Source organism: Bifidobacterium sp. SO1 (assembly GCF_018555335.1).
Taxonomy (GTDB): Bacteria; Actinomycetota; Actinomycetes; order Actinomycetales; family Bifidobacteriaceae; genus Bifidobacterium; species Bifidobacterium simiiventris.
Genome location: NZ_JAFEJR010000005.1, coordinates 60942 through 73491 on the forward strand (window position 1 = coordinate 60942; position 12550 = coordinate 73491).

A 12550-nucleotide genomic window follows, 5' to 3' on the forward strand; every position below is an offset into this window, starting at 1 on the left:
TCGTTACGTTCATGATATGACGGGAGCGGTGGCACGGAACACGCATCACAGCAGCTTCGTGCTCTCGACCTGCGCCACATACCACTTGTTGAAGCCGACCAGAGGCTTGCGCAGCAGCAGTCCGAGCAGCAGCAGCGGCGGCACGAAGAGCAGCAAATGTCCCAGCGCGATCCAGTAATCGTTCGCATAGATGCCGGCGATCGCCGCGCGCACCATCGTCACCGAATGCGTGATCGGCAGCCACGGACTTAACGCCGAGACGAAATCGGGCAGGATCTGCAACGGGTACGCCGCGCCCGATCCGCAGATCTGCACCACCAGGTACAGCACGCCGATCGCCTTGCCAACGTTGCCAAAACTCACCACCATCGTATACGCGAAGAACGAGTACACGAGCGAGCTCACCCAGCCGTCGAGCATGAACAGCCACGGGTGCACGGCCTGGATGCGCATGAACAGCAGCGTGCCGCCGCACGAGACCGTGCTCTGCAGCAGCGCGATCGTCGCGAACACGCCGTAATGGCCCAGATACAGCTCATGCGGTCGCGCCGGACGCCCGATCGCGGCCTCCAATTCGTCGCGCACGCGCCGCGACACCGACGTTTTCAGCGTCACCGCCATGAGCAGCGAGCCGACCCACAGCGGCAGGAACGTGTACAGCGGCGCGAGCGAGCTGCCGAAGTTCGCGACCGGGAACAGCGCCTTGCGCTTCAACTGCACCGGCGCGGCCAACGTGGCCGCCAGCGAGTCCGTGTCCGAACCGAGCAGCTCCTTGACCTGCGCCATGTCGCCGCTGTTGAGCGCATCCTTCATCTTCTCGCTGAAGTCGCTCAGCTTCGCGCTTGCGGACGTGAGCGTCGTGGCGGTCTCGTTGAGCGTGGACTTGACGTCCGTGAGCTTGGCGTTGGCTGTATCGGCTGTGCCGTGCAGATCGTCGATCGTTGCGGACAGCGATGACGAGCCGGACGACAACGTTTGCGTCAGATCGTTGACCGATGCCGACAGCGAGTCGATCTGCGGCGTGAGCGAATCGCTGAAGTCCGACGTAACCGACGTGACGCTCGACTTTGCCTGCGCGGCGAGATCCTTGACCTTCTGCCGTTTGTCCGTCGCGTCCGCGTTCTTCGTCTCCAGGTCGCCGGCCGCGTCATTCAACGCATCGCGCAGTGTGGTCTGCCGTGCGATCACCTGATCCAGCCCATCCAGCAGCGCGGCCTGCGTGCCCGAACCGATCGTCGTGGCCGGATCGAGCGCGGCGACCGTGTCACGGATCGACTGGTATTGCGCACGTTGGCTGTCGACGTTCCCGGCCTGCGCGCGCAGCGACTGCGCCAGATCCGCGCTCGACTTGCCGGCGCTCGCATACACCTCATCGATGTTGGCCGATACCGCGTCGAAACTGTCCGCGCTGGTTTTCAGCGCGTCCGCCATCGCGCTCGTCGCCGACGACAGCGCGTCGGACACCGTCGCCGCGCCCGACTTCGCCGAGTCGAGCTGCGACTTGGCGTCCTGCGCCGAACCCGACGCGGTGTCGATCAGGTCGATCGAACTCGCCATCAGCGAGGCGGCCGAATCGGTGAGCGTGCCGTACATGGTCAGCGTCGCGGCCGTGTCGTCCAAGGCGCTCGCGACGTCGCCGACCTTCGCGTTGAACGTGCCGAGCGTTTGCGTGGCCTGCGGGTCGTCGAGCTGGTCGAGCAGCCCGGACGCGATCGACAGCGCCGTGCTCGTGATCGTCTGCGCGAACATCTCGTTGACCTGCGCGGCGACCTGGTCCGCGCCCTGACCGGTCACTTTCGGCGCGAGCGCGTTGATCTTCTCGTTCGTGTAGTACGTGAGCTTCGCGTGATGCACGGTGTCGGCCGTGAAGAACGTCATCATTTTCTCGGAGAAGTCCTTCGGAATGATGACGGCCGCGTAGTATTCGCCGGATTTCGTGCCATCGATCGCATCGCTTTCGCTCGTGAACGTCCAGTCGAGCTGACTGTTCGCGCGTAGGGCGTTGACGACCGAGTCGCCGACCGTGATCTTGACCGGGATGAGGTCGGACTGGTAGCCCTCGTCCACGCTGGCGACCGCGAATTTCAGGTTGCCGGTGTTCGAGAACGGATCCCAGCTCGCGGCGATGTTGAACCACGAGAACAGGCCGGGAATGGTGACCAGGCCGATCACGATGATGATCGAGACGACGTTGCCGGTGATGCGTTTGAGATCGCCGACGAACAGCTTGATGATCGCGTTCACTTCGCGTGCCTGCCTTCCGTGTGCGTGGTGGGCTGGATGGTGCGCTGCTGCGCATGCGTGCCGTGCGAACGTTTGCCTCGGTACAGCACCGCGCGGATTGCCTCGTCGCTCAGCGTGCCGAGACGGGTCTGGCGCTCGAGGCTGTCGCGCACGAGCTCGATCGCCATGAGGAACCCGATGATGAGCAGGATCCACACGATCCACGTCGCCAACGCGGCGAGTTTCACGCCGATCGCGCTCGAGTCGTTCGCCCCGGCCACGAACGAGAACGTAACCGCAAGCACGGCGGGCACGGCCAGACCGGCCACGAGCGCCCCGCGCTTGAGCCGCGGATACCGTGCCATGAACGAGGCCGCACGCCGTTCGACGCCCGCCCGGTACACGTCCTTGTCCGCAAGCATGCGGATCGCCTGCGCCATGCTGAACGGCCGGTCGGGCAGCTGCACCTCCTCGCCGACGAACATGTCACTGTCCGCGAGCTGGCGTGCGAACAGACGGTTCAGATTCGTCAGCCACGGCCGCACCGCCAGCCCGACCGCGAACGAGACGGCCGCGAACACGGCCAGCATCGCGATGTCGCGCGTCCAATGGCCGTCGTAGAGCCCGCCGATCGTCTCACGGAACGCGCCGATCGAATACGTGAACGGGAAGAACGGATACAGCCTGCGGTAGAAGTCCGGCATCATCTCGATCGGATACAGGCCAGACGCGCCCGGGATCTGCACGATGATGAGCGCCACGCACAGGCCCTTGCCCACATGCATGAGCGTGGTCGAAAGCATGTAGATCAAGCTCAGGTACGCGAGCGATGTGACGACGCCGGTGAGCAGGAACAGCGGCGCGTTCACGGTCTGCACGCCGAGGATCAGGTCGCCGGCGGTGGTGACGAACCCCTGCGCGGCGGCCGGCACCGCGAGCAGCAGGAAGCGCGCGAGATAGCGCTCGCTCGCGGTCGGCTCCTCGTCGAGTCCCTCGTCGTCGACCTCGAGCCTGACGATCACCATGAGCGCGAACGCGCCCACCCACAGCGCCATGTTCGTGAACAGCGGCGCCATGCCGGAGCCGTACGTGGCCACCGGATACACGGTTTTCGTGGTGAGCACGGTGGGGGAGAGCATGAATGCGGAGATCGCGGAAACGTTAAGCTTGCCGTCGGAGCCGAGGAGCTGGCCGAGCATGTCGGTCGATGCTAACGCTGTCAGATCGGTGGCAGTGGAGGCGAGTTTCGACTCGATTCTGGACAGGCCCGCGTCGGTTTGCGTGAGCGCCTCGGTCGTGTTGTTCGCGGCCTGATCGAGTTGGTCGAGCACGGCCTTGGTCTGCGCGATGAGCGTGCTTTGGCTGCCGGTCATTGCGGACAGGGTGCCCGTCGTCTGTGACAACGTGGTCAGCCCGTCGTTGAGCTTCGGCAGCGCGTCGGCGGAGATCGTGGAGCGCGCCTTGCCGGTGGCGTCCAGTGTGGACTGCGTGGCCGTGTTCATTGTGTCGGCGGCGTTGCGGGTGTCGTCGATGAGCGAGCTGGTGTCGGAGTTGAGGGTCTGTAGTCGGCTGATCGAATCGCCGAGCTTGTCGTTGCGCGTCTGCAGTTCGCTGATAAGGTTTGCGGCCGTGGATGAGTCCGGCAATTGCCGCAGTCGTGCTATGAGGTCGCTGGTCGTCTCGTTCGCCTGCTTGGCGACGGTGAGCGCATCTCCGATCGCCGCGTTCGCGCCGGTCATGCCGCCGGTGATCGTCGCGATGCCAAGGTTTGCGCTCGCGCTTGCCTGCGAGAGCAGATTCGAACCTTGGTCGAGTGCGGTGAAGGAACTGTTGGCGAACGCGGTCGTCGTGTCGCGCGCGGTGGCGATGGCCTGTGACGCGGTGTCGAGCAGGGTGCCGGCGTTCGCTGCGGCCAGTGTGATCTGTGCGATCTGTTCGCGTGATTCCTTGGTCTTGTCGGGAATCTGCGAGAAGGCTTGCTTGAGATCGTCGATCGACGTGCGTGCCTTGGCGATCTTGGCCTGTGCGGAGGTGAGCTGCGCGACGGTGCTTGCCGTGGCGTCGTCGGCTTGGGCCGACAGCGTGTCTCCGGCCTTGTTCACCACGTCGGAGATGACCTTGCTGGCGGTCGAGACGAACGCGTTGTTGACCTGCGTGTCGACCGTGGACGCACCGGTGTCGGTGATCTTCGGCGCGACCGCGTTCGCCTTTTCGTTCACGTAATACTCGAGCGCCGGGCGGTTCTTGCCGTCCGTGATCACCCCGGCCATATCCTCGCTGAATGTTTCCGGAATGACGATCGCAGCGTAGCTTTCGCCGGATTCCACCTGTGCGATTGCCTCGGATTTGCTCACGAACCGCCAGCCGAGGTCGTGGTTCGCCTTGAGTTGGTCGACGAGTTGGTCGCCGAGGTTGAGATCGCCGAGCAGCGCGTTGCTGGTGCCTTCGTCGTTGTTGGCGACGGCGACCTGCACGCCCTTGGTGTTGCTGTACGGATCCCAGAAGCCGACGATGTTGAACCAGGCGTAGAGCGCGGGAATCACGGTGATGCCGACGATGATGACCCATGCGGTCGGCACACGCAGCAGACGCAGGGCGTCGCGGCGCAGGATCTTCAGCACATTGCTCATATCGTCCTTTATCGTCCTTCCGGGGTCGGCGAGTGCTCGTTGTGTAACGCTACGTATAGCGTAGCGCTACGCAACACGTAGTGTAATCCCTCCCGTGGATGACGGTCGTCGGTTGGGCGGCGCTGATAGCGTGGACGGCATGAGTGAAGCAGCAGACCAGAACGAGGAAACCGCGCGGATCGAGGGTGCCGCGACGGCGGAGGCGCCCGAACAGTTTGAATCCATGGATATTGGGCCGGTCATCGGCATTCCCGGAGAGGTTGCGCCGGAACCTGAGCCATCGGAACCTGAGCCGGCATCCGTGGGGCTGACGTCAGCGGAGAAGCCGAATCCGTCTCCAGCCGTCGGTACCTCGATCCCCGGCGATGTCAACGGCGACGGCGTCGTCGACATCGACGACGAACGTCTCCCGCTCGTCGCCCGCATCTACGGCATCGTGCTCGTCGTCTACGGCATCACCACCATCCCGGCCATCGTGCTCTCCGTCATCCGCGTCATCCGTGCGCTCGCCGCCGGACAGGTCATTGTCACCCAGCCCGACCTCACCGCCATCCTCAGCTGGCTGTCGGCCGGCACGAACTCCGTCACCACCGTCATCCTCATGATCTTCAGCATTCTGCTGCTACGCAACCGGCGCAAGCACGCGGCACGCTGGATCGAAGCCCTCATCCCGCTCACCATCGCCGAAGGTCTGTTCACGGTCGCGCTCGACGGTCTGCGGCTGCCGCTTCTCCTGCCGATCATCCAGCTCGTCATCCTGATCGTGCTGTCCGTCAGCGTCGACCCGGCGCTGCGTGAGGAACGCCGCCTCAAAACCGCGCTGTGGCACATGGACAGGCGTTCGGAATATGAACGTGCGCTGGCCCAAGGCATGCCCGGACGCGACCTGAGCGGCAAAGGCTACATCTCGCTCGACTTCTTCAACATCTTCTGGCTGTTCATGGTCGGCTGCGTGTTCGGCCTCGCGATCGAGACGATCTACCACTTCGCACTGTACGGCGGCGAATGGCAGGATCGCGCGGGCCTGTTGTGGGGCCCGTTCTCGCCGATCTACGGCTGCGGCGCGGTGCTGCTGACTGTGCTGCTCAACCGTCTGTGGCGCGCCAACTGGCTGTTGATCTTCTGCGCGAGCGCGGTGATCGGCGGCACGTTCGAATACCTGACGAGCTGGTTCATGGAGGTCGCGTTCGGCATCACCGCGTGGGACTATACCGGCCAGTGGCTATCGATCGACGGGCGCACGTCGGGCAAGTACATGTTCTTCTGGGGGCTGCTCGGACTGGCGTGGGTCAAGCTGATCCTGCCTCGGCTGCTCGCGCTAATCCAGCGCATCCCGTGGGGATGGCGGTACACGTTGACGCTCGTGTGCCTCGTGTTCATGGTGGTCGACGCGACGATGACCCTGATGGCGTTGGACGCGTGGTATTCGCGGATGGCCGGCATCGCGGTCGACTCGCCGGTCTCGGACTTCTTCGCGCGGCATTTCGGCGACGAGTTCATGGCGAACCGATTCCAGACCATGAGCCTCGACCCGTCCAAGGCCGGGCGTGCGTAAGGGGCGGGGGCGGGGCCCGGTGCGGCCGGGCTGCTGCGCGCCGGCATGGGATTTCTGCGTGATGTTCGGACTTCGATTGGAGCCCGCTCTCGCGGTGCTTCGCGGCTGTTTGCCGCCGCGCGAGTGCGGGAGGGCGAGAGGAGGCGGCGCCGACGAAGAACGGGGGTATTGTGTTGCGCGCGGAAGCCCGATAGATTGGGTGGAGTTTGTTCATCCCGCACGTTCCGCTGATATCGGACGCCACGACCGTATGCCTCGTATCGGAGATCGCATGACCCAGCCCAACTCATCGACCACCCAGCCCATCCAGCCCGCGCCGGCCGTCAAGTCCGGCCGTCTCGCCGTTCCCGACCTCATCTCGATCGGCATCTTCACCGCCCTCTACTTCGTGTGCGTGTGCGTCGCCACGCTCGTCTCCACCCTCATCGCCGGCGCCGGCACGATCTTCCTGCCCGCCGTCGCCGCGCTTATCTGTGGCCCGGTGTTCATGCTCTCGGTCGCGCGTGTCGGCAAGTTCGGCGGCATCACCGTCATGGGCGTCGTGATCGGCCTGTTCCTCTTCGTTTCCGGCCACTTCGCGCTCTCGTTCGTCGCCAGCGTCGTCTTCCCGCTCGCCGGTGACCTCATCGCCCGCATCGGCAACTACAAGAACCGCGTCACCATCCTCATCGGCTATGTTGTGTTCTGCTACGGCCTGACCGGCCCGATCCTGCCGCTGTGGTTCATGAAGGACGCGTACGTCGCCTCGCTTGAGGCGCGCGGCAAAAGCGTGGCATACATCAACGACCTGTTCTCGCAGATCAGCGTCGGCTCGTTCTTCGTGGCGATGGCCGCGATCCTCGTGTGCGGCCTGATCGGCGGCTGGTTCGGCCAGCGCATCCTGAAGAAGCACTTCGTCAAGGCCGGCATCGCCTGATGACCTTTCCCTCCGCCGGCCGTTCCGGCGTGCGGCTCGACCCGCGCACGAAACTGTACCTGTTGCTGCTCGCGAACCTGCTGCTGTTCTTCCACGTGGACACGCGCGGCGAGGCGATCATGGTCGCGCTGTTCCTGCTGCCGCTGTTCGTGGCCGGACGGTGGCGCAACGGGCTGCGCTTGGCCGTGCTGTACTTCGCGCTGCTCGCGCTGGGACTGTGGTCGGATACGGTGACGTTGGACGGCACGGGCGGCGGTTCCGGAGGATCGCTGATCGGCATGATGAACGGCAGTGCAAACGATGGCGGTGCGACATCGTTCGCAGTGACGACCGGCCACGTCGCCGGACTGCTGTCGGTCGGCATCCGCATGATGATGCCGTGCCTGATCACCGGCGCGTACACGTTCACTACGACCTCGATCAGCGAATTCGTATGCGCGATGCGGCGCATGCGCGTGCCCGAGGCGATCGTCATTCCATGCGTGGTTGTCATCCGGTTCTTCCCGACCATCGCGTACGACTACCGACAGATCCGCAATGCGATGGCCCTGCGCGGCATCGCGGCCGGACGGTTCGCGCTGATGCGCCACCCGGTGCAGTCGTTGGAGTTCATCATCGTGCCGCTGCTCATGAACGCGACGTTCGTGTCGCGCGACCTGTCCGTGGCCGCGCTCACCAAAGGACTCGGCGTCGCCGGCGAGCACACCTGCATGACCGTCATCCGCATGCGCTGGTTCGACTGGACGTTCATGGCCGTGTGCACCGTGCCGCTGGCGCTCGCGATCGGAGGCGTGCTGTGAGCGAATCACCTACTGTGTCATTTCGACCGAGCGAAGCGAGCGGAGAAATCTTATTCCGCGCCGCATCCGCGCCCATCATCGCGATCGTCGACACGTCGTTCCAATACGCGCACGACGATACCGGCGCTGCGGCTGCCAATCCGGCCGCCGAAGTCCCCTCACCAGTCAACGCGACGGTTCCCGCCGATCTCGCCCTCTCCCACGTCGATCTCGCCATTCGTCCCGGCGAAACCGTCATGCTGTGCGGGCAGTCCGGCTGCGGCAAAACCACCGTCACGCGGCTCATCAACGGTCTTATCCCGAACTTCTTCCACGGTCCGTTGACCGGGACGCAGACCATCTGCGGTCTGGGCGGCGCCGGTGACACGACGGGCGGTGCAAACGCTGCAAACGTTACCGCTCCCGTGCCGATCGAAACGCTCGTGCCGCTCGTCGGCAGCGTCTTCCAGAACCCGAAAACGCAGTATTTCAACGCCGACACGACCAGCGAACTTGCGTTCCCCTGCGAGAACGTTGGCATGCCGTCCGCCGAGATCCGTGCGTGAGTCGCCGAGGTCGCGCATCGGTTCGGCATCGAGCATCTGCTCGGCCGCAGTGTCTTCAAGCTGTCCGGCGGCGAAAAACAGCGGCTCGCGGTCGCCGCGGCGACCATGCTGCACCCGCGGATCATCGTGATGGACGAGCCGACCAGCAACCTCGACGCGGCCGCGATGCGCGACCTGCACGACATGGTCGCCGCGCTCAAACGCGACGGCGTGACGGTCGTGATCGCCGAGCACCGGCTTGCGTGGTGCGCCGACCTCGTCGACCGGTATGTGCGGTTCGAGCACGGCTCGGTGGCGGGCGAATACACGGCCGCCGAGTTCGAGGCGCTCCCGGTGGAACGGCTCGAATCATGGGGATTGCGCGCACTCGACCTCGCGCCGTACCGCGCGGCGTTGCGGGCGAAAATCGGGGTGACCGGCGATGCGCCAGGCGATGGTCCGCAATCCAGCGCGACGCAGTCGGGCGAGCCTGCTGACGCGTCGGTCGCATCATCGGTCGATCCTCTCGTCAGCAACGTCCCCATCATTGCTACGCACGATCTCGTCGTCGGCTATCGTCGTGCGTTTCGTCGCGATATCGCTGATCTTGCGCTATGCGGCGGTGAGATCGTCGGACTGATGGGGCGCAACGGAGCCGGCAAAAGCACGCTCGTACGCACGCTGTGCGGCTTGCAGAAACCGCTCTCCGGACGGGTACTGCTGCATGACGCTCCGGCGCGACCGGCCGCGCTCACTCGCGCCGGATTCCTTGTCATGCAGGACGTCAACTATCAGCTCTTCGCCGACAGCGCGCGTGAGGAACTGCTGCTCGGCCTCGGCGACGCGGATGATGCGATCCGCCAGCCGGTCGATCTGCCGAACAATCTGTCGACTAATCAACCGGTCGGCCAGCACACCAGTCAACCGAACGCGACTGCATCCCCTCCGTCATACCGTCCCGCTGCAACGCTCGGTGAGCAAGCCGACCGGGTGCTGGAATCGCTTGATCTGCTGCCGTTCGCGGACCGACATCCGATGAGCCTGTCGGGCGGACAGAAACAGCGGCTGGCGATCGCGTCGGCGATCATGTGCGGCAAGGAACTCATCGTGCTCGACGAGCCGACCAGCGGACTCGACCGGGCACACATGATGCAGGTCGGCGCGCTGCTGCGGGGATTGGCCGACCGGGGCAAGGCCGTACTCGTCGTCACGCACGACGAGGAACTCGCCGCACTATGGTGCGACCGGATCATCGACCTGGACGACAACTTGAGCAAGGAGGCATCATGACCACTTTTGACCCGACCGAATGGATCGGCGACTGGATCAGCTTCGAGCAGCTCATCGACAGCCACGACCCCGCCATCGAACGCGCGTGGGCGGAATCCGAAGCGGCGATGCGCGGCCGGCGATCCGGATTCTCGCTCATGCTCCCGTTCTTCGGTGGCAGCATCCGCCGGTTCTGGCGCTGGGCGTGCCGCACCACCTGCCGCGAAAACCGCCATGTGCCCATCGCCGGATGGCATATCGAACCGCTGGAATACGGCGAGAACGCGGGCAACGGGTTCGCGCTCGAATGGCGCAGCGACGAATCCACGGTGATCGGCCGTTACGCCTACCAATTCGACCACATGATCGACCGTGGACTCGAAGGCAAGCCATGCTACGTCTTCCACGCCGACTCCGCGCCGGCCGCAAGCCCGTTCCGCGTGCTCATCGCGATGGACCCGATGCCGGAACGCGCCGCGCTCGCGAACGGCGGGCTGCTCAGTCACCTGCATTTCCAGTACGGCAGCAGCGAGACGGTATTGCTGCGCGGGGGAGCGGATGCTGGGCGTGCGGCCGGAAACGCGGCCGCCGCACTGCGCCATCGCATGTGGTACCCCACCATGTGCGCCGCCGAAGGCGACCTGCTCGCCCAGTGCAACATCGTCCGTGCGCTGCACCATCTGCCGGCATGGGAGCAGTTGCCCGAATCGGCATGAGCGTTCCCGACGGAGCGTTACCGGGTCTGCCGCACAATCCGCGCCTATAGTAAAAGCATGGGAAACGCTGTCGTGCATCGGGAGTCGCAGGCCACAGCCGCGCTCAGGGAATGGCAGGGGAGCCGCCAACTCGTGCGCAGGCTGATCCGCCGGAGATTATGGCGAACGTTCGGGCCATTGCTCGTGGTGATGACGATCGGCCTGGCGTGCGTCGCCTATCTGTGGTCGGCGCGCACCGCCGCAGTCGCGTCGTTCCTCGGCGACATCGTGCTGTGGGAATACGGGGGTGCTGCGATCGGTTGCATCGCGTTGGCTGTGGCATGGTATGCGGCGTGGCGTTCCGCGTCGGCCTTGTTGCCACGCGCCGCATTAGGTGTGCGTACCGGCGAGGATTTCCCGTTGCGTTTGGTCCGCAAGCCGCACGACAACAGCGATCTTGAACTGGGGGAGCCGGATTTCCGGGTGTCGATGATCGTGTTTCCTGCCGATCTTACGCGGGTGTTCACCGTGCTGGAGTGGGTTGACGGTGAGGCCGACGTATGTTGGACGATCATGCAGGTGAACGACGGTCGTTTACGAGTCGTCGGCCGCGATGCCGTCGACCCGGGCACGCGTCTTGCCTGCGCCCGGCAATACGCGACCGACGATCTCGACGGCGTCCCGCTCGACGAGCATTGCACCTACGACCAGCGCAACAGCGTGCTCATCGTGTGCTGACCTGTATGCAGCATGTCGGCGTACCGTTGGCTGCAAGACCGCTCCTAGCCATACCCCTATGCCGTAAAGTCCACAGAAAAGGCTCGCAGGAGAATCCCTGCGAGCCTGAAACGACTAGAAATCCCAATCCTCGTCGTCCGTCTCCTCGGCCTTGCCCATCACATACGACGAGCCGGAACCGGAGAAGAAGTCGTGGTTCTCGTCCGCGTTCGGCGACAGCGATGCGATGATCGCCGGATTCACGTCGCAGATCTCCGCCGGGAACAGCGCCGGATAGCCGAGGTTCATGAGCGCCTTGTTGCCGTTGTAACGCAGGAACTTCTCCACGTCCTCCGTCAGTCCCACGCCGTCGTACAGCGACTCGGTGTACTCCACCTCGTTGTCGTACAGCTCGTTGAGCAGGTCGTACGTGTACTCGCGCAGCTCCTCGCGCTTCGCGTCGCCCACCAGCTCCAGCCCGCGCTGGTACTTGTAGCCGATGTAGTAGCCGTGCACGGCCTCGTCGCGGATGATCAGGCGGATCACATCGGCCGTGTTCGTGAGCTTCGCGTGGCTCGAGAAGTACATCGGCAGGTAGAAGCCCGAGTAGAACAGGAACGATTCGAGCAGCGTCGAGGCGACCTTGCGCTTGAGCGGGCTATCGCCTTCGTAGTAGTCGAGCACGATCTGCGCCTTCTTCTGCAGGTACTCGTTCTCCTCGCTCCACGCGAACGCCGCGTCGATCTGTTCGCTCGAGCACAGCGTCGAGAAGATGCTCGAATACGACTTCGCGTGCACGGACTCCATGAACGCGATGTTCGTGTACACGGCCTCCTCGTGCGGGGTGAGCGCGTCCGGGATCAGCGAAACCGCGCCGACCGTGCCTTGGATCGTGTCGAGCAGCGTGAGTCCGGTGAACACGCGCATGGTGAGCGTGTGTTCCTCCTCGCTCATCGACTGCCAGCTGGGGATGTCGTTGGAGACGGGGACTTTCTCGGGCAGCCAGAAGTTGCCGGTGAGACGATCCCAGACCTCGAGGTCCTTGTCGTCCTCGAGCTTGTTCCAGTTGATCGCGGAAACGCGGTCGATGAGCTTAAGCGGCTTACGCGGAACGGAAATCGGTGCCATGTTTGGATTCCTTTGTCATTCTTGTTTCCGATGATGATCATGATTGGGCATGTGCGCTCTGATGCGTGCGGTATCAAGGCGCACCGAGGGAAG

The 12550-nt window shown here is 64.4% G+C and carries 9 protein-coding genes and 1 pseudogene; 7 read left to right on the top strand and 3 right to left on the bottom strand.

All coding sequences use genetic code 11. The features are described from left to right. Positions 1-45: 45 nt before the first annotated feature. Positions 46-2244: a YhgE/Pip family protein gene (locus JS541_RS06055; protein WP_214373570.1), complete on the bottom strand. Its 2199-nt coding sequence runs from the start codon at positions 2242-2244 to the stop codon at positions 46-48. Further along, positions 2241-4853, bottom strand: coding sequence for a YhgE/Pip domain-containing protein (locus JS541_RS06060; RefSeq protein ID WP_214373571.1), 2613 nt, complete (start codon positions 4851-4853; stop codon positions 2241-2243). The genes JS541_RS06055 and JS541_RS06060 overlap by 4 nt, the downstream gene beginning before the upstream one ends. Before the next feature lie 139 nt (positions 4854-4992). Here JS541_RS06060 and JS541_RS06065 point away from each other — a divergent pair, with 139 nt between their 5' ends. The 7 genes and pseudogenes from JS541_RS06065 (at position 4993) to JS541_RS06095 (ending at position 11350) form a co-directional block, all read left to right on the top strand. Then, positions 4993-6408 (top strand): hypothetical protein, encoded by a 1416-nt coding sequence (locus tag JS541_RS06065; protein ID WP_240539258.1) that lies wholly within the window; start codon positions 4993-4995, stop codon positions 6406-6408. 271 nt (positions 6409-6679) lie between these two features. Beyond that, entirely contained in the window at positions 6680-7324 is a 645-nt protein-coding gene (locus tag JS541_RS06070) for an MptD family putative ECF transporter S component (protein ID WP_214373572.1), read from the top strand. Further along, positions 7324-8124 (top strand): energy-coupling factor transporter transmembrane component T, encoded by an 801-nt coding sequence (locus JS541_RS06075; RefSeq protein WP_214373573.1) that lies wholly within the window; start codon positions 7324-7326, stop codon positions 8122-8124. The genes JS541_RS06070 and JS541_RS06075 overlap by 1 nt, the downstream gene beginning before the upstream one ends. After that, the gene (locus tag JS541_RS14995) at positions 8121-8669 is read left to right on the top strand and encodes an ATP-binding cassette domain-containing protein (protein WP_214373574.1); all 549 of its coding nucleotides are present in this window, start codon (positions 8121-8123) and stop codon (positions 8667-8669) included. The genes JS541_RS06075 and JS541_RS14995 overlap by 4 nt, the downstream gene beginning before the upstream one ends. 15 nt (positions 8670-8684) lie before the next feature. Continuing rightward, positions 8685-9902, top strand: a pseudogene (locus tag JS541_RS06085) (ATP-binding cassette domain-containing protein); the annotation flags it as partial. A gap of 32 nt (positions 9903-9934) precedes the next feature. Beyond that, positions 9935-10633 carry a hypothetical protein gene (locus JS541_RS06090; RefSeq protein ID WP_214373576.1) on the top strand — a complete coding sequence of 233 codons (699 nt, stop codon included), beginning with the start codon at positions 9935-9937 and terminating at the stop codon, positions 10631-10633. A 57-nt stretch (positions 10634-10690) separates the two neighbouring features. After that, positions 10691-11350: a hypothetical protein gene (locus tag JS541_RS06095; protein WP_214373577.1), complete on the top strand. Its 660-nt coding sequence runs from the start codon at positions 10691-10693 to the stop codon at positions 11348-11350. 114 nt (positions 11351-11464) lie between these two features. Here the strand turns inward: JS541_RS06095 and nrdF are convergent, their stop codons facing one another. Then, positions 11465-12457 carry a class 1b ribonucleoside-diphosphate reductase subunit beta gene (gene nrdF / locus JS541_RS06100; protein WP_214373578.1) on the bottom strand — a complete coding sequence of 331 codons (993 nt, stop codon included), beginning with the start codon at positions 12455-12457 and terminating at the stop codon, positions 11465-11467. Positions 12458-12550: the final 93 nt, after the last annotated feature.

Excerpts from the sequence above, each read along its gene's own strand:
- JS541_RS06060 (WP_214373571.1), bottom strand. The coding sequence starts at position 4,853 with ATGAGCAATGTGCTGAAGATCCTGCGCCGCGACGCCCTGCGTCTGCTG.
- JS541_RS06065 (WP_240539258.1), top strand. The coding sequence starts at position 4,993 with ATGAGTGAAGCAGCAGACCAGAACGAGGAAACCGCGCGGATCGAGGGT.
- JS541_RS06070 (WP_214373572.1), top strand. The coding sequence starts at position 6,680 with ATGACCCAGCCCAACTCATCGACCACCCAGCCCATCCAGCCCGCGCCG.
- JS541_RS06075 (WP_214373573.1), top strand. The coding sequence starts at position 7,324 with ATGACCTTTCCCTCCGCCGGCCGTTCCGGCGTGCGGCTCGACCCGCGC.
- JS541_RS06090 (WP_214373576.1), top strand. The coding sequence starts at position 9,935 with ATGACCACTTTTGACCCGACCGAATGGATCGGCGACTGGATCAGCTTC.
- JS541_RS06095 (WP_214373577.1), top strand. The coding sequence starts at position 10,691 with ATGGGAAACGCTGTCGTGCATCGGGAGTCGCAGGCCACAGCCGCGCTC.
- nrdF (WP_214373578.1), bottom strand. The coding sequence starts at position 12,457 with ATGGCACCGATTTCCGTTCCGCGTAAGCCGCTTAAGCTCATCGACCGC.